The 25,014-nt window shown below is 71.1% G+C and carries 22 protein-coding genes; 9 read left to right on the top strand and 13 right to left on the bottom strand.

Going from position 1 to position 25,014, the window contains the following annotated elements:
* The 4 genes from Aut01nite_RS23855 to ssd form a co-directional block, all read right to left on the bottom strand.
* Positions 1-296 (bottom strand): hypothetical protein (locus Aut01nite_RS23855; RefSeq protein ID WP_204037662.1); only part of this gene is annotated, 296 nt, incomplete at its 3' end.
* Positions 293-1,036, bottom strand: a complete 744-nt coding sequence (locus tag Aut01nite_RS23850; protein ID WP_236642529.1) for a hypothetical protein — start codon at positions 1,034-1,036, stop codon at positions 293-295. The genes Aut01nite_RS23855 and Aut01nite_RS23850, both read right to left, overlap by 4 nt.
* Positions 1,033-2,280 (bottom strand): TadA family conjugal transfer-associated ATPase, encoded by a 1,248-nt coding sequence (locus Aut01nite_RS23845; protein ID WP_043522743.1) that lies wholly within the window; start codon positions 2,278-2,280, stop codon positions 1,033-1,035. The genes Aut01nite_RS23850 and Aut01nite_RS23845 overlap by 4 nt, the downstream gene beginning before the upstream one ends.
* The gene (gene ssd / locus Aut01nite_RS23840; protein WP_083998504.1) at positions 2,277-3,353 is read right to left on the bottom strand and encodes a septum site-determining protein Ssd; all 1,077 of its coding nucleotides are present in this window, start codon (positions 3,351-3,353) and stop codon (positions 2,277-2,279) included. Before ssd ends, Aut01nite_RS23845 begins: the two co-directional genes overlap by 4 nt.
* Positions 3,354-3,545: 192 nt before the next feature.
* Here ssd and Aut01nite_RS23835 point away from each other — a divergent pair, with 192 nt between their 5' ends.
* Both Aut01nite_RS23835 and Aut01nite_RS23830 read left to right on the top strand, forming a co-directional pair.
* Positions 3,546-3,914 (top strand): STAS domain-containing protein, encoded by a 369-nt coding sequence (locus Aut01nite_RS23835; RefSeq protein WP_043522745.1) that lies wholly within the window; start codon positions 3,546-3,548, stop codon positions 3,912-3,914.
* Between the two features lie 341 nt (positions 3,915-4,255).
* Positions 4,256-5,056 (top strand): HAD family hydrolase, encoded by an 801-nt coding sequence (locus Aut01nite_RS23830; RefSeq protein WP_043522746.1) that lies wholly within the window; start codon positions 4,256-4,258, stop codon positions 5,054-5,056.
* Between the two features lie 288 nt (positions 5,057-5,344).
* Here the strand turns inward: Aut01nite_RS23830 and Aut01nite_RS23825 are convergent, their stop codons facing one another.
* Together Aut01nite_RS23825 and Aut01nite_RS23820 are read right to left on the bottom strand one after the other, a co-directional pair.
* Positions 5,345-5,818, bottom strand: coding sequence for a PH domain-containing protein (locus tag Aut01nite_RS23825; RefSeq protein WP_043522748.1), 474 nt, complete (start codon positions 5,816-5,818; stop codon positions 5,345-5,347).
* A 19-nt stretch (positions 5,819-5,837) separates the two neighbouring features.
* Entirely contained in the window at positions 5,838-6,569 is a 732-nt protein-coding gene (locus Aut01nite_RS23820; RefSeq protein ID WP_043522749.1) for a Fic family protein, read from the bottom strand.
* A gap of 222 nt (positions 6,570-6,791) precedes the next feature.
* On the opposite strand from Aut01nite_RS23820, the gene acs reads away from it, so the two are divergent.
* From acs to Aut01nite_RS23800, 4 genes are all read left to right on the top strand, one after another.
* Positions 6,792-8,753, top strand: a complete 1,962-nt coding sequence (gene acs, locus Aut01nite_RS23815; RefSeq protein WP_043522750.1) for an acetate--CoA ligase — start codon at positions 6,792-6,794, stop codon at positions 8,751-8,753.
* Between the two features lie 305 nt (positions 8,754-9,058).
* Positions 9,059-9,316, top strand: a complete 258-nt coding sequence (locus Aut01nite_RS23810) for a hypothetical protein (RefSeq protein ID WP_236642530.1) — start codon at positions 9,059-9,061, stop codon at positions 9,314-9,316.
* Positions 9,317-9,382: 66 nt separating this feature from the next.
* Positions 9,383-10,309 (top strand): alpha/beta fold hydrolase, encoded by a 927-nt coding sequence (locus Aut01nite_RS23805; RefSeq protein WP_043522753.1) that lies wholly within the window; start codon positions 9,383-9,385, stop codon positions 10,307-10,309.
* Positions 10,310-10,439: 130 nt separating this feature from the next.
* Positions 10,440-12,782 carry a rhamnogalacturonan lyase family protein gene (locus Aut01nite_RS23800; protein ID WP_083998505.1) on the top strand — a complete coding sequence of 781 codons (2,343 nt, stop codon included), beginning with the start codon at positions 10,440-10,442 and terminating at the stop codon, positions 12,780-12,782.
* A gap of 240 nt (positions 12,783-13,022) precedes the next feature.
* Here Aut01nite_RS23800 and Aut01nite_RS23795 read toward each other — a convergent pair whose 3' ends face one another.
* The 4 genes from Aut01nite_RS23795 to Aut01nite_RS23780 form a co-directional block, all read right to left on the bottom strand.
* Positions 13,023-13,388, bottom strand: a complete 366-nt coding sequence (locus tag Aut01nite_RS23795; RefSeq protein ID WP_043522758.1) for a UCP033725 family protein — start codon at positions 13,386-13,388, stop codon at positions 13,023-13,025.
* Entirely contained in the window at positions 13,388-17,473 is a 4,086-nt protein-coding gene (locus Aut01nite_RS45140; protein WP_507762683.1) for an SseB family protein, read from the bottom strand. The genes Aut01nite_RS23795 and Aut01nite_RS45140 overlap by 1 nt, the downstream gene beginning before the upstream one ends.
* A gap of 275 nt (positions 17,474-17,748) precedes the next feature.
* On the bottom strand, positions 17,749-18,042 hold the full coding sequence (locus Aut01nite_RS23785) for a WXG100 family type VII secretion target (RefSeq protein WP_043522760.1): 294 nt from the start codon (positions 18,040-18,042) through the stop codon (positions 17,749-17,751).
* A gap of 17 nt (positions 18,043-18,059) precedes the next feature.
* On the bottom strand, positions 18,060-18,380 hold the full coding sequence (locus tag Aut01nite_RS23780; RefSeq protein ID WP_043522889.1) for a WXG100 family type VII secretion target: 321 nt from the start codon (positions 18,378-18,380) through the stop codon (positions 18,060-18,062).
* 281 nt (positions 18,381-18,661) lie between these two features.
* Here Aut01nite_RS23780 and Aut01nite_RS23775 point away from each other — a divergent pair, with 281 nt between their 5' ends.
* The 3 genes from Aut01nite_RS23775 (at position 18,662) to rarD (ending at position 21,928) form a co-directional block, all read left to right on the top strand.
* On the top strand, positions 18,662-20,431 hold the full coding sequence (locus Aut01nite_RS23775; RefSeq protein WP_152628493.1) for a type VII secretion protein EccE: 1,770 nt from the start codon (positions 18,662-18,664) through the stop codon (positions 20,429-20,431).
* 90 nt (positions 20,432-20,521) lie between these two features.
* On the top strand, positions 20,522-20,899 hold the full coding sequence (locus Aut01nite_RS23770; protein WP_043522762.1) for a phage holin family protein: 378 nt from the start codon (positions 20,522-20,524) through the stop codon (positions 20,897-20,899).
* Between the two features lie 96 nt (positions 20,900-20,995).
* Complete coding sequence (rarD, locus tag Aut01nite_RS23765) at positions 20,996-21,928, top strand: EamA family transporter RarD (protein WP_043522764.1); 933 nt, start codon at positions 20,996-20,998, stop codon at positions 21,926-21,928.
* Between the two features lie 5 nt (positions 21,929-21,933).
* On the opposite strand, the gene Aut01nite_RS23760 is transcribed toward rarD, so the two are convergent.
* The 3 genes from Aut01nite_RS23760 to Aut01nite_RS23750 form a co-directional block, all read right to left on the bottom strand.
* On the bottom strand, positions 21,934-22,587 hold the full coding sequence (locus tag Aut01nite_RS23760; protein ID WP_043522766.1) for an anti-sigma factor family protein: 654 nt from the start codon (positions 22,585-22,587) through the stop codon (positions 21,934-21,936).
* A gap of 127 nt (positions 22,588-22,714) precedes the next feature.
* Positions 22,715-23,509, bottom strand: coding sequence for an IclR family transcriptional regulator (locus tag Aut01nite_RS23755; protein ID WP_043522768.1), 795 nt, complete (start codon positions 23,507-23,509; stop codon positions 22,715-22,717).
* 348 nt (positions 23,510-23,857) lie between these two features.
* The gene (locus tag Aut01nite_RS23750) at positions 23,858-24,886 is read right to left on the bottom strand and encodes a polyprenyl synthetase family protein (RefSeq protein ID WP_052163248.1); all 1,029 of its coding nucleotides are present in this window, start codon (positions 24,884-24,886) and stop codon (positions 23,858-23,860) included.
* Between the last annotated feature and the right edge of the window lie 128 nt (positions 24,887-25,014).

Raw genomic sequence — 25,014 nt, 5'->3', positions numbered from 1 at the left:
TGGGCCGGAGCGGCCGGGGAACGCGCGCCTCGGGCCGGAGCGGCCGGGGAACGCGCGCCTCGGGCCGGAGCGGCCGGGGAACGCGCGCCTCGTGAGGGCGGGTGCTCGACCCGTACCGGAGAAGGGTCGTCGGCGATCGTGTCGCGGGCCGTGCGGGACGGGGGCCGCGGTGTGGCGAGCGCGTTGCAGGAGGCGGTCACGCCGTCGGCGCCGAACAGGGCTGCGGCGCAGCATTCGCGGAAGGGCACGCGTACCGGGCCGCCGGGCCGCAGCAGCGCGGTGAGGCCGCACGTCATCGGATCGCCTTTCCGGTCAGGTGCTGCGACCACTTCAGGCCGGCGCATTGCAGGGCCAGGGCGGTGATCGCGCAGGCCGCGCCCCACGGGGTGTGCAGCAGGACCGCGGCCGGGTCGCCGCCGATCACCGTGCCCAGGGCGATCCCGGCCAGTGGCAGGGCCGCGAGCAGGACGGCTGTGGTCTGGGCGCCGGCGGCCTGGGCCGCGGCGGCCTTGGCGGAACGTCCGGCGGCACGTGCATCGCGTTCGACGCGTTCGAGCAGGTCGGCGGCCGGTGCCCCGGTGCGTTCGGCGAGACGCCAGACCGCGTCGGTCAGCCGGTCGATTCGATCGTCACCGTTCGCCGAGCGGGATCGGTTCGCGGCCACCGACAACGGAGGCACTCCGGCACGGAGGTCGGCGACCAGGGCGGACAGTTCGTCGAGAGCGGCGGCATGGTGGGCGCCCACGCGCTTGCGGCGGGCGGCGCGGTTCCCTTCGTGCAGGCCCAGACCGACGTAGGTGACGGCGATCCCCGCGCCCACCGGACCGCCGGCGAGGCCCGCGGCCAGGCCGGCGGTCCCGGTGGCGGCGGCGAGCAGCCTCCAGCGGGGACCGGCGAGCACTGCCCGGACCGCGCGGCGCGGCAGGGACGGCTCGGGCCACCGGCGTGGCCCGAGCAGTCGTTCCCGGGCGGCTGAGCCGGGGCGGGCGGCCAGCACTGCCGCGCCTGTCAGAAGTGTCGCGAGCAGCCAGTTCACGACGGCCACCCGCTGATCGACGGCAGTACTCCGGTGTCCGGGCCGGCGACGGGTGGCGGTGCCACCGGGGCGGGTCCGGCGATCACCGGGGGGATCTCGGTGTCGCGGTCGTGGAACAGGCGGGCCAGGGCCGCGGCGCCGGGGGCGGCGCCGTGCTCACGCTGCCAGGCGGGGACCACGGTCGCCAGCCGGTCCGGGCCGCTGGGCTGCAGGACGCTTATCGATTCCAGGGTGCGGCCGGTGTCCGTACGCCGCAGATGCAGGATCACCTGCAAGGCCGCGACCACCTGGGCGTGCAGCGCCGCCCGGGGGAGGCCGCCCAGCATGCCGAGGGCCTCCAGCCGGGCCGGCACGTCGCCCGGCGCGTTGGCGTGCAGGGTTCCCGCCCCGCCCTCGTGGCCGGTGTTCATCGCGCCGAGGAGGTCGACGATCTCGGCGCCGCGGCACTCGCCGATCACCACCCGGTCGGGCCGCATCCGCAGCGCCTGCCGGACCAGGTCGGTCAGGCCGATCGCGCCGGCTCCCTCGACGTTGGCGGTCCGGGCCTGAAGGGTCACCACGTGCGGATGGACGGGGCGCAGTTCGGCGGCGTCCTCGACGAGCACGATCCGCTCGGTCGGGGGCACCAGGCCGAGGAGCGTGGCGAGCAGGGTGGTCTTCCCGCTGCCGGTGCCGCCGGTCACCAGGTACGCCAGTCGCGCCCGCACCACGGCGGCCAGCACCTCCGCCGCCTCCGGGGCGACCGCGCCGTGCCGAACCAGGTCGTCGAGGGTGAACGGCCGATGCCGGAAGGTACGCAGGGACAGACACGGACCGTTGACGGCGACCGGCGGCAGCACCGCGTGCAACCGGGTTCCGTCGGGCAGGCGGGCGTCGGCGTAGGGCTGCCCGTCGTCGAGACGCCGCCCGCAGGCAGCGACCAGCCGCTGCGCGAGCCGGCGCACCTCCCCGGCGTCGGTGAGCCGGACCGCCGCGCGTTCCAGACCCGCTCCCCGGTCCACCCAGACCTGCAGACCGGTCACCAGGACATCGGTCACCAGAGGGTCCGCGAGCAGCGGCGCGAGCGGGCCGGCTCCGATCAGTTCGTCACGCACCTGCCCGGCCATCCGGAGCACGGCCATGTCGCCGAGCACGGTGGTCTCCTGCCGGACCGCGCTGACCACGGCGGCGGGAGTCGCTTCCCGCCCCTCGTGGGCGAACCGCCGCCGGACCCGCCCGGTGGCGTCCTCGACCGCCCTCGTCATGCCGCCGCCTTCGAGGTCGGGGTGCGGGTCAGGTCGCTGATCAGGTGATGGCAGAGGGCGGCCAGGTGACCTTTGCCGTCGGCGGTGGGGGCGCGACCCTCCTCGATGCCGCGGCAGACCGCGGGCTCCGGGCGCAGCGTTCCGGCGAGGGGCAGGTGCAGCGCGGCGGCGATGTCCCGGGCCCGCAGATTCCCCGGCGCCGGGCCACGGACGACGACCGCGAGGTTCTCGCAGTGGGCTGCGACGACAGCAGCCGTACGCGCTGCCGAAGCCGTGGCGCGCAGCTCGGCCGGCACCACCAGCAGGGTCCGGTCGGCCGCCTGCAAGGCGAGCAGCGCCGCGTCGTCGAGTTGCCTCGGCAGATCCGCGATGATCACGTCCCGTCCGCGCCGGGCCGCGTCCAGGGTCGCGGCCATCGCCTCGATCGGGACGCCGGGCAGCTCGGCCCGGTCGAACGAGAGCAGCACCAGATCGCCACGGTTCGGCAGGGCGCCGAGCAGCGCCGGCGGATCGACCCGCCCGTCCGCCCCGGCGAGCGCGGACCAGCGCAGCCCGCTCACCTCCTCCCAGCCGAGCACCAGGTCGAGGCCACCACCGAGCGGGTCACCGTCGATGAGCAGGGTCCGGTGGCCGACCCGCACGGCGGTGGTGGCCAGCCCGGCCGCGAGGATGCTCGCTCCGGCGCCACCGCGACCGCCGATCACCGCGAGCGTGCGGGAGACCGCGGGCTCGCCGGACCGCTGCGCGAAGAGGTCCATCACCCACGAATCGGCTTCGGGCAGGACTGCCACGTGCTCGGCGCCGAGCAGATCGGCCACGTTCCACGCCGGGGCGATGGCTCCGGCGTGCCCGATCAGGACGACTCTGGTGCGGCGGGGCAGCCGGGCGCGCAGGCAGGCCGCCGCCTGGTCCACCCCGACCAGCACGAACGGTGCGCCGGACCAGCGCGCCCGGGCGGCGGCCGGGTCGGGCGCGACGTCGGTGTCGGCGCCGCCCACCGCGGCGAGGCGCAACAGATCGTCGAGCAGGTCCGGGTCGGCGGTCACGAGCAGTGGACGTCGCGGGGCGGGCATTCACTGACCTCCAGCGGGAGCGGCGGGTTGGGCGCCCACCGTCGCCGGAGCCGGACGGGGGCGACAACCACGGCTGTGGACGACCGCTGTCTGTGGACAGGTCCCGGGCCGGGGGTGGATCTGCTACGCCCGGGTTATGTCACGTTCCCGGTTGGGTATGTTCGATGGCTCATACGACCGTTGGAGCCATGCATGGAGACTTCGATCAGGACGACGCTCGCCGACGACGGCACGGTGACGGTCACCGTGTTCGGCGAGATCGACTTTTCGAACTCCGACGAGGTCGCCCAAGGTCTGCACGACGCCGTCACCGACTGGTCGCCACCGCTGCTCCTGGTCGACCTGGCGGACGCCGCCTTCATCGACTCGACCGGTCTGGGCGCGTTGATAGAGGGCTATCGGACGGCGACCGCCCACGGCGTCGACTTCCGGGTGATCAACCCGAGCGACACGTTCCGCCGGGTCCTGACGGTGACCGGCCTCTCCGACTTCTTCGGCCTGGTCGACGCCGGGAGCGCCGCGGACCGGGACAGCGACCGGTCCCAGGCCACCGGCGCCTGACAAGCCGGACCCCGGTGCGGGAGAAAGGGAACGACCCCCGCCGGGGGAGACGGGGGCCGTCCTTGGATTCGGCTCCGGGGGGGTCGAGCCGAATCGCCCGGCGATCGCGGGGGGCGCAATCACCGGAAATCGATCGAAACTGTTGTCACTCAGCGCACTGAGTAGTCACTAAGCCGGTAGCAAACACAAGTTTGCCTCAGACTGAGTGTCCCCGTCGAGTACCGAATATCACTGCCTGGGGTGCTCGTATCCGTCTGAGTGTTTTCACCGTGTGTCACGAGCGGGCGCTTCGCGACGGCGGGGCAGTCGTGGCGAGCGCGTTGCGGCTACACTTTCGGCCCGTGGGCCTGAGCGCCGCCTTTTTCGACCTCGACAAGACCGTCATCGCCAAGTCCAGCGCGCTGGCCTTCGGACGGCCGTTCTATCGTGATGGCCTGATCAGCCGCCGTGATGTGGTGAAGACCGCCTATGCCCAGCTGATGTTCCGCCTCGGCGGCGGCACCGACGAGCAGTCGATGGCCCGCACCCGCGACTACATGGCCGCCCTGTGCAAGGGCTGGCGGGTCGAGCAGGTGCAGCAGATCGTCGCCGAGACGCTGAATGATCTGATCAACCCTTATGTGTACGCGGAGGCAGCCGCGCTGATCGCCGAGCACCAGGCGGCGGGGCGGGATGTGGTGCTGGTCTCGGCGTCCGGTGACGAGATGGTCCGCCCGATCGGCGCGCTGCTCGGCATCACCGATGTCATCGCGACCCGGATGGCGATCGTCGACGGGCGTTACAGCGGGGCCGTGGAGTTCTACTCGGCGGGCCCGGCGAAGGTCGTGGGGGTGCGCCGGCTGGCCGAGGAGCGGGGCTACGACCTCACCCAGTGTTACGCGTATTCGGATTCCAGCAGTGATCTGCCGCTGCTGGAGTCGGTGGGGCATCCGAGTGCCGTCAACCCGGATCGGGCGCTACGCCGGGTAGCCGCTCTGCGTTCCTGGCCGGTCCTCGAGTTCCGTCACCCCGTACCCCTCGGAAAGCGCCTCCGGGATCGCCCTGCCGTGCCCGTCGCCGCGGCCCTGGGTGTGGGGGTCGGTGTCGCCATCGGTGTCGCTCTCTATGGCCGTCATCGCCGCACCCGCGCCGCCGTCGCCTGAGAACGTCTGAGCTTTCCTCTTTCGGTCCTCGTTCTTCGCAAAGCCTGGCGATCAAGCCGGAGGGCGGCGTAGAAAGAACTCGCGGGCCTGTTGATTCGGGCACCGTGCACGGCCACCGGGAACCCACGCGCGATCAGCCACGGCAGGCACGTTGCGACGGGACCTCAGCCCTCCGGGGTTCTGGACCGTCGACAACGACCCAGGTGCACGCTTGATAACCCGGTCCGGACGCGCACAGCCGGCGCCCCCGAGCGGGACGCCGGCTCTTCCGTGTCAGCGGAGGATCGGTCAACGGCGGGCCGACTGATGCCGGTTGCGGATCTCCTGATAGACGGCCCGGAAGAGCTTGGGCCGGGCGTGGAAGTCGACACCCTGCGCCCACAGCTCGGTGTTCACCGTCGCCCCGTCGTGCCTCTCGATCAGGACGGTCAGGTCTTTCTGGAGCTCCCAGCGCCCCACCTTGTGGATCTTCTGCTGCAGATGCACCCCGGCCACGTCGCGCCAGCGCATCCGCCGGGACCGGACCAGACCGCGGATCAGCACGCCGTCGGGGCTGACGTAGACGCCGTGCTCGAGGATCCGCCAGGCGCCGATCACCCAGACCGCGGCCAGCACGCAGGCCACCGCGCGGACCCCGTGCCCGATCAGATCGAACTGACGGATCGAGGCCCAGGTGAGGAGGGCGAGCGCGGCGGCTTCCCAGCCGATCACTATCCAGCGTCCGGTGCCCGGCGTGTACGGGCGGACCCAGTGCGAACCCACGCCCTGAAGTATGCAGCCGTCAGACCGCCGCGAGGACACCGTCGCCGATGGCGGTGATTTCTCCGGCGCCGGCCGTGATCGCCGCGGCGTAGTGCCGCAGCCAGGACCGTACGCCGTCGGGGGTCCCGGTGGCGTAGGCGCCGGCCGATCCGGTGTACTCCGGCTCCCGCTCCAGGTGCCCGACCTCGACGGCGACCAGGCCGCGCGGGTCGAAGCCGCGGCCGATCAGGGTGAGGCGGGCCGCGGCCCGGGCCACCACACCGGCCGGGCCGGCGAACGGCCGCAGGGTGATGAGTTCCGCGTGCACGACGGCGGCGAGCAGCATCGGCGGGGTGGTCTCGTTGCCGGCGACCAGCCCGGCCAGGGCGTCGATCCGCTCCGCGGCGGAGGTGAGCCGGCCCAGGTCGTGGTCGTGGACGACGCCGCGGGCGGCCAGGACGTGCAGTTTGGCGAGGACCTGTCGGGGCGCGCGGCCCCAAAGGTCGACCAGGCCGGGGAGGGACTCGGCGACCCGCAGGGCGCCCTGCACGACGGGATCGGTGACGGTGCCGCCGCGCACCTCGTCGAGGTCGTATCGGCTGCCCTCCAGCGCGGCGCTGGCGACCGCGGCGCGGAGGCTGGCCTCCGCGGCGACCTGACCGCCGTGCCGACGCAGGGCTCGATGCCGGTGGGCGGCGTCGACGGACTCTCGGGCGGCCGCGAAGGCGGGGGCGACCTCGGCGAGGTCGAGCAGCGGGGCTAGTGGATCCACGTGACCACGGTAGTGAACGCCCCCGGCGGTAAAACAGCGGAAACACGGGGTGCACAAATGAGCTTGGAACTGGCAAGATTCGCGCAGTAGCGATCATCGATCGGCCGGTCGGCGCGCGCACGACGCCATCGGGCGCGAGGTGACGTGCAGACCTTCGCCGGGCACACCGGCGCAACTAGTGTGCAACGAAGAGACCCCGGTCACGGCAGAGGAGCCGCCCTCATGAGTGAGACATTGGAGAATCTGTCCTCGGAGACGCGGCGGTTCCCGCCGCCCGCCGACCTGGCGGCGAACGCCAATGTGAAGGCTGACGCCTATGCGGAGGCCGCCACCGACCGGCTCGCCTTCTGGGCGAAGCAGGCCGAGCGTCTGACCTGGGCCAAACCGTGGGACCAGATCCTGGACTGGTCGAACCCGCCGTTCGCGAAATGGTTCGTCGGCGGCGAGCTGAACCTGGCCTACAACTGCGTGGACCGGCATGTCGAGGCCGGCCTGGGCGACCGGGTGGCCATCCACTGGGAGGGCGAGCCCGGCGACACCCGCACCGTCACGTACTCGGACCTGCAGAAGCTGGTCAGCCAGGCGGCGAACACGCTCCTCGAGCTGGGCGTCACCGCGGGCGACCGCGTGATGATCTACATGCCGATGATCCCGGAGGCGGCGGTGGCGATGCTCGCCTGCGCCCGGATCGGGGCGACGCACAGCGTCGTGTTCGGCGGTTTCTCGGTGGACGCGCTCGCCACCCGGATCGAGGACGCGTCCGCCAAGGTCGTGATCACCGCGGACGGCGGGTACCGGCGGGGCAAGCCGTCGGCACTCAAGCCCACCGTGGACGAGGCGGTGGCGCGGACCGGCCGCATCGAGCACGTGCTGGTGGTCCGGCGGACCGGCCAGGAGGTCGCCTGGACCGACAAGGACCAGTGGTGGCACGAGACCGTCGAGCAGGCCAGCCCGGAGCACCAGCCGCAGGCGTTCGACTCCGAGCACCCGCTCTTCATCCTCTACACCTCCGGCACCACCGGTAAGCCGAAGGGCATCCTGCACACCACCGGCGGTTACCTGACCCAGACCTCGTACACCCATCATGCGGTGTTCGACCTCAAGCCGGAGACCGACGTCTACTGGTGCACGGCCGACATCGGCTGGGTGACCGGGCACTCCTACATCGTCTACGGGCCGCTCTCCAACGGCGCGACCCAGGTGATGTACGAGGGCACGCCGGACACCCCGGACCGCGGCCGTTTCTGGCAGATCGTCGACAAGTACAAGGTGTCGATCCTCTACACCGCGCCGACCCTGATCCGGACCATGATGAAGTGGGGCGACGACATCCCCGCCGGGTACGACCTGTCGTCGCTGCGGGTTCTCGGCAGCGTCGGCGAGCCGATCAACCCCGAGGCGTGGATGTGGTACCGGCAGCACGTCGGCCGGGAGCGCGCCCCGATCGTGGACACCTGGTGGCAGACCGAGACCGGCTCGATCATGATCTCCCCGCTGCCCGGGGTGACCGAGACGAAGCCGGGTTCGGCGATGACCCCGCTGCCCGGCATCGGCGCCGACGTGATCGACGACCAGGCGCAGTCGGTGCCGAACGGCGGCGGCGGTTTCCTGGTGCTGACCGAGCCGTGGCCGTCGATGCTGCGCGGCATCTGGGGTGACGACCAGCGTTTCATCGACACGTACTGGTCGCGGTTCGAGGGCTTCTACTTCGCCGGCGACGGCGCGAAGAAGGACTCCGACGGCGCGCTCTGGCTGCTCGGCCGGGTCGACGACGTCATGCTGGTCTCCGGGCACAACATCTCGACGACCGAGGTGGAGTCGGCGCTGGTGTCGCACCCGTCGGTGGCCGAGGCCGCGGTGGTCGGCGCGACCGACCCGACGACCGGGCAGGCGATCGTCGCGTTCACCATTCCGCGCGGCAATGTGGACGCCGAGGGCGACGCCGGCGAACAGCTGATCAAGGATCTGCGCGACCACGTGGCCAAGACCCTCGGCCCGATCGCCAAGCCCCGCCAGATCCTGCTGGTCACCGAGCTGCCGAAGACGCGATCCGGCAAGATCATGCGGCGGCTGCTGCGCGACGTGGCGGAGAACCGGTCGCTCGGTGACGTGACGACGCTGCAGGACTCGACCGTGATGGACCTGATCTCGTCCGGCCTGAAGACGGCCAAACCGGAAGACTGACGGAACTGCCCCGAAGGCCGGTAGCGCGAGCGCGCCGCCGGCCTTCGGGGCATGTGCCGGTCTTTCACGACCGCACGCGCGGCGCTGAGCCGGGTGCCGTGCGCGGGAACCGGATGCCACGGCGATTCGTCCCATCCTCTACGCCTGACGCGGGAAGGAATGGGCTCATGCGCACGCGCCTCACGTACGAAATCGGTCTGGTCCTGGCAGTGGGGGTCGTCCTCACCGGATGTGGCGATCAAGCCGGAAGCGCCACGCCCACCGAAAGCCCCGCGAGTGCCGCGCCGTCTCCGAGCGCATCCCCTGTGGAGGAACCGCCCCGGGAGCCGAGTGACAAGACGCCGAGCACCGGATGGGTCGCCGGCATGGTGACCGTCGGCGGCAGCGGCCCGTGTTACGGCCTGATCGCCGACGACGGCGAGCGGTACGCCCTCTACTCCGCCGGTGGCCTCGAACTCGAGCAGGGCTCCCGGGTCCGGGTGCTGCTGGAGCCGACGATGGTGCGGATCTACTGCGGTCCGGGGTCGCTGATGGCGATGACCGATGCGGAACAGATCAGATGATCACAGTGCGGCCCCATTTCGCCACTGCCCGGCATCGGGCGTGACAGCGGGACATAGGCTGACGACATGGGCGGTCGGGTGGACGAGTCGTGCGTGCTGACGGAGGGCCCGTGGAGTCACCGCTTCGTCGGCGCCAACGGCAGCCGGTTCCACGTCGCTGAGGTCGGCACCGGGCCGCTCGTCCTGTTCCTGCACGGCTTCCCCGAGTTCTGGTGGGCCTGGCACGACATCATGACCCGTGTCGCGGACGCGGGATTCCGCGCCGCCGCCATCGATCTGCGCGGCTACGGCGCGAGCGACAAACCCCCGCGGGGGTACGACGGTTACACCATGGCCGCCGACGTGACCGGCCTGATCCGGGCTCTCGGCGAGCGGTCGGCGACCGTGGTGGGGGCCGGGGCCGGCGGCATGGTCGGCTGGGCGGCCGCCTCGTTCCATCCGAAACTGGTCAACCGGCTCGTGGTGCTCGGCGCCGCGCACCCGCTGCGTCTGCGGGCCGCGGTCTTCGCCGATCCGCGCGGCCAGCTCGCCGCCTCGGCCACCGTCGCGCGGTTCCAGGTGCCCCGGTTCGAGCACGTGCTGACCCGTGACGACGCCGCCATGGTCGGTGAGCTGATGGCCAGGTGGAGCAGCCCGCGCTGGGCGGCCACACCAGAGTTCGCGGCATATTCGGCCCGCTGCCGGGAGGCCATGCAGATCCCGCAGGCGTCGTTCTGCGCCCTGGAGGCGTACCGCTGGGTGGCCCGCAGCGCGCTGCGCCTGCAGGGATACCGGTTCGTCAAGCTGATGCAGCGGCCGTCGAACGTGCCGACCCTTCAGCTGCACGGTGAGCTGGACACCGCCGTGCTGCCCCGGACCGCCCAGGGCTCCGGACGCTACGTGACCGCGCCGTACGAGTGGCGTCTCATCCCCGAGGCCGGCCATTTCCTCCACCAGGAGACCCCCGACGTGGTGACCGGTGAGATCCTGCGCTGGCTGAAGACCCCGGCCTGAGAGTGTCCTTACCGATCCCTTAAGCGTTCTTTAAAAGATCAACTCCGGCTCGGATCTCGCTTAATCTCACCGTCGGTTGCGGTGGAACCGCTCCCACATGTAATCGAGCGGAATCGACGGGAAGCGATCCATGCGAAAGAGACACACCCGGGAACTGGCCGTCCTCGGCACCGCCGGCGTGCTCGCCACCGCCGCCGTGGGCTGGTTCGTCCTCCCGTCGAACGCCGCCGCCAGCGCGACCCCGGTAGCCGGCGGCACCTACAGCCTGTCCGTCGTCAAGAGCGGCATGTGCCTCGACGTGACGGCCGGCAGCGCCGCTGACAACGCCCCGCTCCAGCAGTGGGGCTGCACCGCCGGCGCCGCCTGGCAGCAGTTCCGGCTCGCCGCCGCCGGGGCCACCGGACAGTTCAACCTGGTCAACGTCAAGAGCGGCAAATGCGTCGACGTGCCCGCCAAGAGCAGGACCAGCGGCGTTCAGCTGGTCCAGTACGCCTGTGGCAGCGCGGCCGCCAACCAGCTCTTCACGTTCGCCCCCAGCGGATCCGGCTACCAGATCAAGAACGTCAACTCCGGGCTCTGCGTCAGCGACAAGGACGCCAGTACGGCGGCCGGCGGCGCGATCATCCAGGAGACGTGCACCGCCAACACCAACAAGCAGTGGATCCTGACCGCGGCTTCCGCCCCCGCCACCTCCGCACCTCCGGCCTCCGCACCCGCCGCCGTTTCCGGGCGACAGATGGAGGACCTGGACCGGGGCGTCGTCAGCGTCCGCTCCGGCAGCGCCAACCTGGTGTCCTGGCGGATGCTCGGCACGGACAGCACCTCGGTGGCCTTCAACGTCTACCGCGGCTCGGCCAAGGTCAACACCACGCCGATCACCGGTTCCACGAACTACCTGGACGCCGGGGCGGCGGCGACCGCGTCGTACACCGTCAAGGCCGTGGTCGCCGGGGTCGAACAGGCAGCCTCGCCGGCGTCGCTGGCCCTCGCCAACGGATACCTCGACGTGCCGCTGTCGGTGCCCGCGGGTGGAACCACACCGGACGGGGTCGCCTACACGTACGCGGCCAACGACACCTCGGTCGGTGACGTGGACAGCGACGGCGACTACGAGCTGATCGTCAAGTGGGACCCGTCGAACGCCAAGGACAACTCGCAGTCGGGGTACACCGGGAACGTATTCGTCGACGCGTACACCCTTCAGGGCACCCGGCTGTGGCGCATCGACCTGGGCAAGAACATTCGGGCCGGGGCGCACTACACCCAGTTCCAGGTGTACGACTACGACGGCGACGGCAAGGCCGAAGTCGCCATGAAGACCGCGGACGGGACCGTCGACGGCGCCGGCAAGGTGATCGGATCCGCGACCGCCGACCACCGCAACTCCTCCGGGTACATCCTGGCCGGGCCGGAATACCTGACCATGTTCAACGGGCAGACCGGCGCGGCGCTCTCGACAGTGGACTACGTGCCCGCCCGCGGCACCGTCAGCGGCTGGGGTGACTCGTACGGCAACCGGGTGGACCGGTTCCTCGCCGGGACCGCGTACCTGGACGGCGCCCGCCCGTCACTGATCGAGGCCCGCGGCTACTACACCCGCTCGGTGATCACCGCCTGGGACTTCCGCAACGGCGCCCTCACCAGACGCTGGACCTTCGACACCAGCACCGCAGGCAACAGCGCCTACGCCGGGCAGGGTAACCATCAGCTCTCCGTCGCCGACGTTGACGCGGACGGCAAGGACGAGATCGTCTACGGCTCGATGGCACTGAACGACGACGGCACCAAGCTGTGGAACACCGGCAACGGCCACGGCGACGCCCTGCACGTCGGCGACTTCAACCGGTCCAACCCCGGCCTCGAAGTCTTCAAGGTCGACGAGGACTCGTCCAAGCCGAGCTCCTGGATGGCCGACGCCAGAACCGGCGCCATCCTCTGGAAGACCGCCGCGAACGGAGACAACGGCCGCGGTGTGGCAGGCGACGTCTACGCCGGCAGCCCCGGCGCCGAAGTCTGGTCCGCCACCGAGACCGGCCTGTTCAGCGCCACCGGCACGATGGTCGGCCGGGAACCCACCGGCATCAACTTCCTGCTCTGGTGGGACGGCGACACGGTCCGCGAACTGCTCGACAGCAACAAGGTCAGCAAGTACGGCACCAGCTCCGACACCCGCCTGCTGACCGGCGCCGACGTCACCTCCAACAACACCACCAAGGCCACCCCGGCACTGTCCGGCGACATCCTCGGCGACTGGCGTGAAGAGGTCGTCTGGCGCAAGACCGACAGCTCCGCCCTGCGGATCTACAGCACCCCGATCCCGACCAGCACCCGCCTGACCACACTCATGCACGACTCGCAGTACCGGTCGGCGATCGCCTGGCAGAACACCGCGTACAACCAGCCGCCGCACCCGAGCTTCTTCCTCGGCGACGGCATGACCATCCCCCCACAGCCGAACATCCACGTCCGCTGACCCACCACCCCCGTCCCCATCCGCCGGCCCACTCCCCGAATCCCCCGGGCCGGCGCCAACCCCGAGTGCCGAGGCCGCCATGCACCGTCGCCCCGGCACCCGGTGCGAAGTCCGATCCACCCGGTGACCAACCCCTTTCTCTCCTCCTCGGTCACCGGGCCCGGAACGGGCGAAAGGGCTCCCTGCCACTGGCGGGGAGCCCTTTCACAAGCTTGGGGGGGTACGGGGTGAGTGCGCTGATCAGACCCGGTGCTCGTACCGGTCGTGCACCTCGTTGGCCGGAGCCCAGCCCTGGTAGACGCCGTAGTCGAACTCCTCGAGACCCAGCTGCCGGGCCACCGGGGCACGACCGCCGGTGTACTCCAGGCGCAGCCACGAATCCGCCTCGGCGAGAACCACGAACGGCTCACCCCGCCAGGTGCAGAGCGTCCGCACGTACGACATCTCGTCGAACTCGTCCGGCTCCAGCACACGAACGTACCGGCCCGGCTTGATCTCCTCGAAGCCGTCCTCCGGCGAACCGGAATAGATCCGCACCCGGTCACCGTCCGGAGCCGCGTCGTACTCCCGGCCCTGCCAGGTGACCACGTAGCCGTCACGCATCACTACTCACCTACCCGACGCCACAGCGGGCCGTCCGCGTCGAAGATCGCCATCATCCGCTCGTTGCCGTCCGAGTCGATGCTCCAGAGCTGCGCGCCGTGCGGCAGCCGGACACTGTCCACCTTGAACTCGGCGATCACGTCCCGGCCCTCACCCGGCGCGAAACCGTTGCCCCGGAACGGCGGGCGCTCGATCACCCAGCCGTCCATCGCACGGAGAGCCTGCTCGTTCTGCCCGCCGTAGGGAATCCGGTACAGACTCGGCCGGTACGCCGGCCAGCGCAGCACGAACGCCTCCTTGGCGTCCGACTGGAACGGCGACGACTCGTAGTACAGCCCGAGAGCGCCGAACAACTCGGCCGGGGTACGCAGGTGCTCCACCTCGGAAGCCCGGTGCACGAAGCCGGCGACCCGGTCGTACCCCCGTTCCAAGTAGTAGTCGACCTGTTCCGCGGAGACCGTCTTCTGCATGACGGTGGCCTGCTGCGCCTCGTCACTGGCCGGCTCCGGAGCGGGCACCGGGGCCGCCTCCAACTCGGCCACCGGACCGTCGGCGGGCTCCGCGCCCAGACCGGCCTCGGTCGCCCAGTTCGCCAGAGCGATTATCTGCGCACCCGGGTACTTCGCGCCGACCGGCGTGCCCGGGTTCACCGCGAACGACCAGGCCGGGTCGGGCCAGTTCCGGATCAACTCGTAGAACCGGACCGCGACCGTACGCGTCGGCTCACCGAAGTGCTCGGAAAGCCGGTCCTTGCTGGTGAAGACGATCAGGAAACGCTCGCCGCCCACCTCCTCCGGCAAGAACGCGAAACCGGACTCGCCCGGCGCGCTCCCCGGCCGGGAGTGACTGGCGACCGGCACCAAAACCTGCGCCAGCAGCAACGTCGACAGGAACACGTCGGTGTCGCCGGCGTCCGCGGCATCCTGCAGTTCCCGCTCGACATCGTTGGCCGGCACGAAATCCACCGCTGACGAGCCACGTGAACCGGTCGCCGAACCGGTCGCCGACCCCGAAACGCCCAGGTTGGTCGCGACCGCCGACGGGGTGTACCCGCTGGGAGCGACAGGCAACGCCTGCGTCGCGAAAGCCGGACCGGAATACGACTGGGCGGCATAGGCGGAAGCCGGACTGCCCTGTGGGGGAAGCCCGTACGCCGCGCCGCCGACAGGCGGCGCCGGCGGGCTGTAGGCCTGCGGAGCCGCGCCGGCAGCCTCCACATGACCCGGCGCGGCGGAACCGTAGCCCGGCCCCGACGAGCCCGACCCCGACGAGTAGGCGGAACCCGTGCGGCCGGCGCCGGGCGCACCCGGGATCACCGGCGGAAGCAGGTTGGTCTTCGTGGTGGCGGCGGGGTGTTCCTCGGGATCGGTACGCGGTGTGATCGACGGCGCCGGCCCGGAAGGCCCGAACCGGTCAGCGGCCGACGACTGGCCCGAAGACCCGATCCGGTCGCCTGCGGGCGGCTGCCCCGAAGACCCGAAGCGGTCGCCCGCGGGCGGCTGGCCCGGACGGTCGGCGGCCGGTGGGGCCGCTCGCTCCCATGCGGGAGCGGCAGGGTCGGCCGTCGGGGGCCGGTTGGCACCGAGCGCCTGCGCGGCGGCGGCCATCGAAGCCGGGCGCTCGGAAGGCGGGGTGACCTGACGACGCGGCAGAGCTCCACCGGGCCCACCCGACGGACCCGAAGCCGCCGGAGAGGTCGGCTGCTGCCCACTGGAACCGGCGCCGAAGCCCGCTCCGGACCGCGGATCCACCCCTGAACCCGCACCAGCGGGCGAACCGAACGCTGACCCGGAACCCGCACCAGCAGGCGAACCGAACGCTGACCCGGAACCCGCACCAGCAGGCGAACCGAACGCCTGATCAGACCCGGCGCCGGCCGGGGAACCAGCAGCAGGGCCGGAAACGGCGCTCGTGGGCGATCCGAAGGCCGGGCCGGGAGGCCCGTCCGGGCGGGGACCGGACGGCGAGCCGAAGCCGGTCGGGGAACCCGGGCCCTGACCGAACTGAGAACCGGCTCCGGGCGGCGAGCCGGGCTCCTGCCCGGAAGGCGAAGGACCGGAAGGCGAAGGACCGGCAGGCGAGCCGAATGCGGCCGCCGCGCCCGATCCAGCCGGTGCGGGCGATCCCGGACCGGCAGGAGGCGCGCCCGGGCCTGTCGACGGCGAGCCGGGCGTGGGGGAAGCAGGCCGGATGGCCGGGCCGGGCGGCGGAGGGGTGGCACCCGCCTTAGCGCCAACCGGGACGAATCCGGCCATACTGGTCATCGGCCCGCCGCCGGTCGACTGACCGGGCTGCCGCCGCGGCAGTGCACCTCCCCGAGCGGAACCCACGGGCGGGGCGCCGGCAGACAACGGGTTCGCGGGCGGGGCGCCGGCAGACAACGGGTTCGCGGGCGGGGCGCCGGCGGGCAGCGGGTTGGCCCGCGGGTTGACGCCCAGAGGAGCGGCGGGTCCGGCGCCGGCGGGAAGCGCGCTGGTCGGCGCAACCCCCGAGGCACCCAGCGGTGGCATGCCGGGCGGCGGAGCGCTCGCTGAAGCGGTCCGGGCCTGCTCGGCTCGTTGATTCACGACCCAGTTCGGGTCGACCGCGGCCTCGGCCGGATCGTACGGCGCGACGTGCTCGGGCACCGGGGGCGTGTTCGCCATCGGGGTCCGGACAGGCAGGGGCGCTTTCAGGTCCTGTAGTGGCCCGCGCGGGTCCTCCTCCGGCCGGAACGGCATCCCGGGCTTGTCCCACCCGGGAGTGGCCATCCCTGAACCGGTGGCACCCCGGCCGGGCGCCGGAGCACCGGACGCCGGAATGCCGGACGCCGGAATCCCCGACGCGGGGATCGCGGAGGCAGGCGCCGACCCCGGAACGCCCGACACCGGCACGGATCTCGCAGCCCCGGGTGCGGGGAAGCCGGAAGCACCCGTCCCAGCACCGGAAGCGGGGTAACCAGAAGCGACCCCAGCACCAGGCGCGGGGAAACCGGAAGCGGCCCCAGCCCCGGACGTGGGGAAGCCAGCCGGAGCCCCAGCACGGGACGCCGGGAAACCAGACGGGGCCCCAGCACCGGACGCCGGGAAAGCCGAAGAACCGGTCCCGGCTCCAGGCGAGGGAAAGCCCGAAGCAGGCAATCCAGAAGCGGGGATCCCGGACGCCGGAGCACCCGATGCCGGGATGCCGGAAAGCGGTGCGAGGCCCGGCGGGCTCTGCGGTGCGGTCGGCGGGACGGCCGGTGGCTGATACGGAGCCGGCGCCGTCGACGAACCGGGGCTCCGCACCGGAAGGCCACTCGGCGTGGTCCCGCTCGGCGTCCGGATCGGCAGCCCGCCCGGTCCGATCGGAGGCTGGCCTCCGGGCCGGGGCCCGGCGAAGCCCTCCGGCTCGGCCACGGAACCCATCGACGAAGCCGTCGCGCCCACCGGCGGAATCGGAGCCACCGCGGGAGCCACCGGCGGAACAGCACCGGCAGGCGGCGCAGCAGCGGCGGATAGCGGCGGAACAGCACCGGAGACAGGTGAGGGAACGGCACCGGAAGAATGGGACGGAACAGCACCGGGAGAAGCCGGTGGCGCTGCCGCGGCGGCCGCGGGTGACGGGACCGCCGCAGGCCGGCTCGAACCGGCCGGGGCCGGGTCGTAGGTCGGCCCGCCTACCGCGCCCTCACTGCCGGACCGGCTCGCCGCCAGCGCGGCCGCACCGAGCTCCTGGATCTTCGAGGTGCCGTGCGCCTCGCGTCCGGGACCGCGGGTGGGCAGCCGCAGATCGCCGCGGGCGAGCTGGGCGACGAACCAGGCCGGCAGGTAGCCCTCGATCGGCAGGCCCGGATTGACCGCGAGCCACCATTCGAGGTTGGGCCAGGTGTTGGCGAGCTCGGAATACGGCACGCGCCGCGCCGAGCCCGTGTAGTCAGCGAGACAGGCTCGCAGTGCGGCGTTCGACGTGAACGCCAGCACGTGGGTGCGACCACCGGTGCTCCAGGTGCCCCAGCCCATCGGCGCGAGGCCGGCGAGCACGTCCGCGGAGACCGGTAACAGAAGGTCGACACCGGCGAGAATGCGGAAGTAGGACTCCTGGTCGTCGGTGCGCAACGCGTCGCGCATCGCAACCTCGGCGTCCGTAGCCGGTTCCCACTCGGACACGTCCACCTCTCCCCACGCGTGTCAACGAGCCAACTCAACGCGTATAACCTACAAGGTCAGGCCACAATCACAATGGGCGGCGGCGTGCTGACAGCCGGGAAGCGCTGCCGACACGCTCAACGCAAGATCACCGAGGCCCCGCGGGCATGCACCGATCGCTTGGAGCGATCATCCAATAACCGATGGTAGCCGCGGGAACCGGTGTGGCCATTACGCGAATGGGCGACCCGTGGGGATCACTGGAACCGGTTGGTCGCCGCCCGCTCGGTGTTGGCGTAGTCCTCTTGGGAGTCCAGGACCGCGCCCTGGATCTTCCGCAGGATGATCTCCAGGTCCTTGGACGCCTTCGTCCACCGGTCCTGCCGCTCCGCGTAGGCCTGCTTGGCCGCACCGGACCAGGTCTCGCTCAGCTGAGCGCCCTTGCTCTCGAGCTCGTCGAGGTCGGCGCGCATCTTCGAGAGCGCCCTCTCGATGTCGGCGCCGGCCTGACCGAGAGCGGCGAAATTGACGAGCAGAACACCGTCGTTCATTGAGGTCCTCCGTTAACTCAGAGCGGAAGGGTGAAGGTGCCGCCGGTCTGGGCGACCCGCGCCGCGGCGTCGCTGTCGGTGGCGTCGTAGCTGGCGCCGGACGTGCGAATCCCCTCGGCGGTCTCGGAGAGCGCGTCGTTCAGGCTCTTGAGGTCGGCCGCGTACTGCTGCTTGACCTCGTCGAAAGCCCTGGCGCCCATGCCCTTCCACGCGCCGCTGAGCATCGACAGCTCGGACATCAGCGTGCTCAGCATGCTCTGCAGGCTGCCGTTGACCTCATCGAACCTCGCGGCCGTGCTCGCCATCATGGCGGATTGAGCTTCAGTGGGCTGCGACATGAACATCACCCCTCTCGTTAAGGATCGACATGGACCCGTGTCTCATCGACATGGGCCACTAGGCTAGCCGCTCACGATCAGGCGCACTGCCCGTCCTCGATCGGCATAGGCCACGACGTTAGCCGCCTGACGCGAACCGCGTCTGCCCCCGCCCCCAAACCTGTGGATAACCCCGCAGTCCGGCGTCCGCCCTGTGGACAGCCCCCAGGGCGGACGCTCGCTGTCCTACGATGGGCCGCGCATCACCGTGAATTGATCCCGGGCAACCGAAGGGCAGGGTCGTGAGCACCGAAGTCGCGGTCCCCATGGCCGACTCGCTGATCCGCCCACGCCGGGCCGGCCGCCTGCTCGGCATCCGGGCGGAGCAGATCGTCGCCACCCAGGTCGCGGCGGTCCTGGTGCTGGCCGGCCTGGCTCTCGGCGGGATCGCCCTGATCCCGGCGGTCGCCGGCGCGGTCGCCCTGCTGACCCTGACCTGGCTGCGCCTGCGGGGCCGGTGGGCGTTCCAGTGGCTGGGCGTCCTGGCCCGGTTCTCCGGCCGGCGGCGGGCGGCGTCCATCGACGATCCCGCCGCGCTGCTCACCTATGCGGCGCCACGGGTCCGCGCGACGACGCTGGATCTGCCCGGCGGTCCGGCCGTGGCACTCGCCGACGACGCGGGCCTCACCGTGCTGGTCGAGCTGGGCGATCCGGCCGACGAGTCCTCGACGATCCCGTCGTTCGCGGCGCTGCTGCAGGCCACCGGGCGCGACCACACACCCGGCGGCGATCAGCCCCGATTCCGCACCCAGCTCGTGCTGAGCGCCGTCTCCGCCCCGTCCTCCCAGGCCGGCGCCAGCCGGGCCCAAGGCTCCTATCGCACCCTCGTCGAGGGCAACTCCCTCGGTCATCTCCGTGCCGTGCTCGCGCTGCGGGTCTTCCGCACCGGCGGCTGGTCGGAGGAGGAGCTGCGCCGCAGCCTCGCCGGGATGACCCGCCGGCTGACCCGCCGGCTCGGCGCGGCCCAGGTTCGACCGCTGGGCGAGGTCGCGGCGCTGCGGGCGATCGCCGACCTGGCCAACTCGGACGAGTCGGGCACCGCCGCCGCGTGCCGGGAGAGCTGGTCCGGGGTGCGCCTCGGCGGTCTGGTCCAGGCGACGTTCCGGTGCCAGCCGGCAGCCGGAGCCGAGCTGCCGGCCCACCTGGTGACCCGCATCCTGCATCTGCCGACGGCGGCGACCACGTTGTCGATGTCCTCGACCGCTCTCTTCATCCGTCTCGCCGCCGAGGAGGCCACCGAGCTCGAGTCGGCGGCCCGCGCGCTGCGCGGTCTGCTCTCCGCCGAACGGATCCGGGTGCGCCGCTGGGACGGCGCGCATCTGCCGGGTCTGGCCGCGACGCTGCCGCTGGGCGGCGCCGGCGAGGACGGCGGGGCGGAGTTCAGCGTCCCGGCACTGCCGATCAGCCCGTCCGGCCTGATGATCGGCCGCAATCAGAGCGGTGGGGCGGTGTTGCTCCGGTTGTTCCGGCCGGAGCCGACCCGGGCATTGCTCGTCGGCGGCCTGCAGGGGGCGCAGATGGTGGCGTTCCGGTCGATGGCGGTCGGAGCACGGGTGCAGGTCCGCACGACCCGGCCACAGGCGTGGGAGCCGTTCGTCCGCGGCGCGGCCGTTCCCGGAGAGTCGATCACGGTGCTGCCACCCGGCCGTCCGTTCGACGCACCCGCCGGCTCGGTGCGGCACCCGATCCTGACGATCCTGGACACCGGCACCACGCCGGCCGGCCCGGAGGACCGGGAAACGGGCTGGCGGACCACTCTCGTGGTGCGTGACGATTTCGGCCCAGCCGACGTCCCGCACGCCACCGAGGCCGACGTGGTGGTGCTGCAGCGGCTGCGCCCCGAGGAGGCCACCCTGCTCGGCAACACGCTGAGCCTCGGTGAGACGGCGACATACTTTCCTCGGATGCGCACCGACATGGTCGCGGTGATCAACCGGCGGGCGGTCCGCTGGGCGGTGTGGTCGCAGACCCCGATCGAGCAGAGCCTGATCGGCGAGCCACAGCGCGGGTGACGCGCGGGATTCTTAAGCTCGGCATAGATCTCGGAAAGATCGCGGGGTGTCGTCCCCGCTGGTGGACAGGCCGTGGCACGATCGCGTGCCATGGGAATCCTCATCCGGCTGGTGATCACCGCCGTTTCGCTGTGGATCGCGACGCTGGTGATCGACGGCATCGAACTGAACGCCGCTTCCACCGGTGGCGAGATCGGCACGCTCCTCGCCGTCGCGGTGATCTTCGGATTGGTCAACGCGGTTCTGCGGCCGATCATCAAGACCATCGGTTGTGGCCTCTACGTGCTGACCCTCGGTCTGGTGGCGATCCTGGTCAACGGTCTGCTGCTGCTCCTCACCAGCTGGATCGCCGAGAAGCTCGACCTCGGCTTCCACGTCGACGGCGTCCTGGCCGCGGTTCTCGGCGCACTGCTCGTGGGCGTGGTGAGCTGGCTGCTGAACGCGCTGGTGCCGGACGGCGACGACTGATCCCAGCGGGGAGACGGGGCCGCGACCAGCGGATTGGCCTCGTGACCTGGTTCATATGCAAGGACCGCTCATCCCCCCTGGCCTTACCGTGGGGGGATGAGCGACGAGCGGCGTGGGTATCTGTACGGCCTTGCTGCGTACACGATGTGGGGTTTCTTCCCGATCTACTTCAAGCTGCTCCAGCCGTCCCCGCCTCTGGAGATCCTGGCGCACCGGGTGGTCTGGTCGGTCGTCTTCGTCGCCCTGCTGCTGACCGCGATGCGCAACTGGCGGTTCCTGGGCCCGCTACTGCGTGACCGCCGGCGGCTCGGCGGGATCACTGTGGCCGCCGTGCTGATCGCGGTCAACTGGGGCACGTACATCTATGCGGTGAATTCGTCCCGCGTGGTGGAGACCGCCCTCGGCTATTTCATCACCCCGCTGGTCGTGGTCCTGCTGGGTGTGACCGTGCTGCGGGAGCGTCTGCGCGGCCTGCAGTGGGCGGCTGTCGGGATCGGCACGCTGGCGGTGGCGATCCTGGCTGTCGATTACGGGCATCTGCCGTACGTCGCTCTCGTTCTGGCCGCCTCGTTCGGCTGCTACAGCCTGATCAAGAAGCGGATGTCGCTGCCGCCGGCGGAAGGCTTGTTCGTCGAGTCGGCCGTGCTCACTCTGCCCGCGCTGGCGTTCCTGGCGTGGTTGACGCTGTCCGGTGGCGCGGAGTTCGGGCAGGTCTCGGTGACGCACACGATTCTGATGGTGTTCGCCGGTGTGCTGACCGCGACTCCGCTGTTGTTGTTCGCGGGCGCGGCGAACCGGGTGCCGCTGGTCGGTTTGGGCGTGTTGCAGTACGTCGCGCCGATCCTGCAGCTCGCCTGCGGTGTGTTGCTCTATCACGAGCCGATGCCGCCGGCCCGGATCGCCGGTTTCGGTCTGGTCTGGCTGGCGCTGGTGGTCTTCACCGTGGATGGGATCCGTAGTGCCCGCGCGACAGCCCGGAGCCGGGCGTCGGCCGCCGAGATGTCAGCGACCGCCCTGACGACCCGCTGAGCGGGTCAGTGGGGCGGGTCGTAGGCGAGCATGACCTTGCCGTCGTACCGGACCAGCTCGAGCCGGGTCAGGTTTCCCTGGGCGAGGTGGGTGGCGGCCGGCATCGAGAATTCCGCGCCGGGCTGCGCCAGCCAGGAGCCGAGTTGTTCGGTCTTCTCGTCCGGCCCGTACGCGATGAGCCGGAACGTGTACGGCTTGGCGGTACTGCTGTATTCGCAGTGCATTTCGACCCGGCTGCCGGCTTCGGTGCTGGTGATCCGCACCGTGGCCGCGATCGGTGACCCGTCCTCGACCGCTGTCATGGCGACCGCCGGCCCGGGCGGCGGTGTGGTGGGATTCTCCTGTCCGAGCCCCCAGACGACGATGCCACCGCCGATCGCGAGCACCAGAACGGCCGCGAGCGCGGTGCTGAGCACCCGGACTGGCAGGGCTCGTACCGGTTTGTGGACAGCAGGCGGGGGCATGTAGGCCGGGTCGAGCAGTCTCTCGAACTCACCGGTGTCGAGCCGGTCCAGCATGTGCGGTATCTGGGCCAGGTCGGCCACTGCCTCCCGGCAGAACGAGCAGGTCGCCAGGTGGCGTTCGTACGCGGCCCGCTCGTTCGGCGACAGCGCGCCGAGGACGTAGGCGGCGTCGTCGTGCCCGTCCTCGCATCGCATCCCTACCGCCTCCCACCGGGTCGACCTTCCCGGTTGGAGGTACGCGGCATCGGGCGGGAAGGTTCAACGGACCCTTAAACCCCCACCTCAGGCCGTGGCGGCCCGATTCCGGAGAGCTATCGCCCGGTCAGGCGGTTGCGGACTCGCCTCCGGACAGGGCTTCGGCCACGTTCCGCGCGGCGGCGGTGAGCTTCGCCCGGACCACCCGTGCCGAGGTCAGCATCTCCGCGGCGGGCATCGAGCAGGCGAGGACGAGCCGGCGTTCCATGTCGCGGTCGGCGACCACGACGACCGCGGCGGATGCCAGGCCCTGCCGGAACTGTCCCATCTCGATCTGCATGCCGCGCCGCTCACCGGCGGCCAGGTCGGCTTCCAGGGCTTCGGGTGTGGTGAGGGTCGCCGGGGTGAACGCCCGCATCCCGTAGTCGCGCAGGTACCGCGACCGCTGGTCGGGCGTGAGGGTAGCCAGCAGCGCCTTGCCGAGCGCGGTGGCGTGCCCGCCCTCGTCGAAGCCGGGTGCCACGTCGTCCATGAACGGCGAGCGGGCGCCTTCCGCGGATGCGGTGACCGCTATCCGGCCGCCGACGAAACGGCCCAGGTAGTGGCTGTATCCACTGTCGACGGCGGCTCGGCGCAGAGCTTCACCGACGGCGGGCGGCCCGCGGAAAGCGGAGACGAGTTCGCGATATCGATCGGCGATCTCGAGCCCGACGATGTAGGTGCCGTCCTCGCGGCGGATCACATAGCCTTCGTACGCCAGCGTGCGCACCAGGTGATACGTCGTGGCGACGGTCAATTCGCACCGTCGCGCGATCTGTTTGACGGTGAGTCCACGCGGGGCCCGCCCTACCGACTCCAGTACGCGCAGGGCACGCGACACGCTCCGGATGAGATCTGACGGCTCCGCTAGGGGGTCACGCACAGCTACCTCCGAGGCCCAGGGACTTACACCATATGAAGAAACGTGCGTCGACGGAATGCCAAACACGTGTGGATCACGGTCGATTTACACAGCGCGTGTGATCGATAGAACTGTGCGCATCAGGGAAGGTCACGAATGGCGGAATACGCCGACCTTTGAACAATTCGACGGCAAGCCGCTGACCAGGGACGACGGTGAACAGGAAGGTAAGTTCCCGTTAACACGCCGGTCACTGTTTCGATATTCGTCTTCCTGACGGTTTCTCCGACCGGAGAGCCGTATCGACACAGAAAACCGCCACCGGCGTCCACAGTGGGTGTCCGGTGGCGGTCCGAGTAAGAAGAGGGGTCAGCCAGTCCGGTCGGCGATGAAGTCGCAGAGTGACTCCATCGCCCGCTTCGCTGGCCCGTCCGGCAGCGGCGCCAGCCGGGCCCGCGCCTCCTCGGCATAACCGCGGACCGTCTCCCGGGCACGTTTCATCGCCGCCGACTCGCGCAGCAGCGTCAGCGCCTCGGCGTGCAGTGCGTCGTCGGTGAGCGGACCGGCCGACAGCAGCTCCCGCAACCGGACCGCGGACGCGTCGATGTCGTCATCGGCCAGCGCGTAGAGCATCGGCAGGGTGGGGATGCCCTCCCGCAGGTCGGTGCCGGGCGTCTTGCCCGACTGCACCGACTCGCTGGCGATGTCGAGCAGGTCGTCGGAGAGCTGGAAGACGATGCCGATGGTCTCGCCATAACCGGCGAGCGCCTCCACGATCTCCGGCCGCGCGCCGGAGAAGAGGCCGCCGAAACGAGCCGAGGTGGCGAACAGGGAAGCCGTCTTCTCCGTGATGACGCGCAGATGATGCTCGATCGGGTCGGTGCCGCGCGGCCCGACCGTCTCGGCGATCTGCCCGTGCACCAGGCGCGCGAACGTCTGCGCCTGGAGATGCACCGCCTCGGTCCCGAGCGTGGCGGCCAGATCGGCGGCCTGGGCGAAGAGGTAGTCACCGACCAGGATGGCCACCGAGTTGCCCCACCGCGCGTTCGCGCTGGACGCGCCCCGGCGCACGGCTGCCTCGTCCATGACGTCGTCGTGGTAGAGCGTCGCCAGGTGGGTCAGCTCGACCACGTTGGCCGCATCGACGATCTTGGGTGAGGACGGGTCACCGAACTGCGCCCCCAGCGCGACGAGCAATGGCCGGGTCCGCTTGCCGCCGGCGTCGGCGAGATGGCGCGCGGCCTCCGCCACCAGCGGGTCGGCGCTGGAGACATGGTCGCGCAGGGCAGTCTCCACAGCGGCCAGCGTCGCCGACACCGACTCGTCCAACGCGGGATCGACGTCGAGGCCCAGCGATGACAGCGCCAGCTCGCGCCTGGCGGAATCACCCGCAGTCATGTCACCGGTGCTCACCACACATTCACCTTGCCATACGGGTGTGACGGTTTCTGTCCCAGGGTGGCACGCGACAAGATCAGAAACCCGACAGCGGTGGTACGACCCACGACGGCCCCCGTGGCCACCGC

This window comes from Actinoplanes utahensis, assembly GCF_016862455.1.
In the GTDB taxonomy this organism is placed as follows: domain Bacteria; phylum Actinomycetota; class Actinomycetes; order Mycobacteriales; family Micromonosporaceae; genus Actinoplanes; species Actinoplanes utahensis.
This window is presented reverse-complemented; position numbering and strand designations above follow the sequence as displayed.

Excerpts from the sequence above, each read along its gene's own strand:
- Aut01nite_RS23845 (WP_043522743.1), bottom strand. The coding sequence starts at position 2,280 with ATGACGAGGGCGGTCGAGGACGCCACCGGGCGGGTCCGGCGGCGGTTC.
- ssd (WP_083998504.1), bottom strand. The coding sequence starts at position 3,353 with ATGCCCGCCCCGCGACGTCCACTGCTCGTGACCGCCGACCCGGACCTG.
- Aut01nite_RS23835 (WP_043522745.1), top strand. The coding sequence starts at position 3,546 with ATGGAGACTTCGATCAGGACGACGCTCGCCGACGACGGCACGGTGACG.
- acs (WP_043522750.1), top strand. The coding sequence starts at position 6,792 with ATGAGTGAGACATTGGAGAATCTGTCCTCGGAGACGCGGCGGTTCCCG.
- Aut01nite_RS23805 (WP_043522753.1), top strand. The coding sequence starts at position 9,383 with ATGGGCGGTCGGGTGGACGAGTCGTGCGTGCTGACGGAGGGCCCGTGG.
- Aut01nite_RS23800 (WP_083998505.1), top strand. The coding sequence starts at position 10,440 with ATGCGAAAGAGACACACCCGGGAACTGGCCGTCCTCGGCACCGCCGGC.
- Aut01nite_RS45140 (WP_507762683.1), bottom strand. The coding sequence starts at position 17,473 with ATGCGCGACGCGTTGCGCACCGACGACCAGGAGTCCTACTTCCGCATT.
- Aut01nite_RS23785 (WP_043522760.1), bottom strand. The coding sequence starts at position 18,042 with ATGAACGACGGTGTTCTGCTCGTCAATTTCGCCGCTCTCGGTCAGGCC.
- Aut01nite_RS23780 (WP_043522889.1), bottom strand. The coding sequence starts at position 18,380 with ATGTCGCAGCCCACTGAAGCTCAATCCGCCATGATGGCGAGCACGGCC.
- Aut01nite_RS23770 (WP_043522762.1), top strand. The coding sequence starts at position 20,522 with ATGGGAATCCTCATCCGGCTGGTGATCACCGCCGTTTCGCTGTGGATC.
- rarD (WP_043522764.1), top strand. The coding sequence starts at position 20,996 with ATGAGCGACGAGCGGCGTGGGTATCTGTACGGCCTTGCTGCGTACACG.
- Aut01nite_RS23760 (WP_043522766.1), bottom strand. The coding sequence starts at position 22,587 with ATGCGATGCGAGGACGGGCACGACGACGCCGCCTACGTCCTCGGCGCG.
- Aut01nite_RS23750 (WP_052163248.1), bottom strand. The coding sequence starts at position 24,886 with ATGACTGCGGGTGATTCCGCCAGGCGCGAGCTGGCGCTGTCATCGCTG.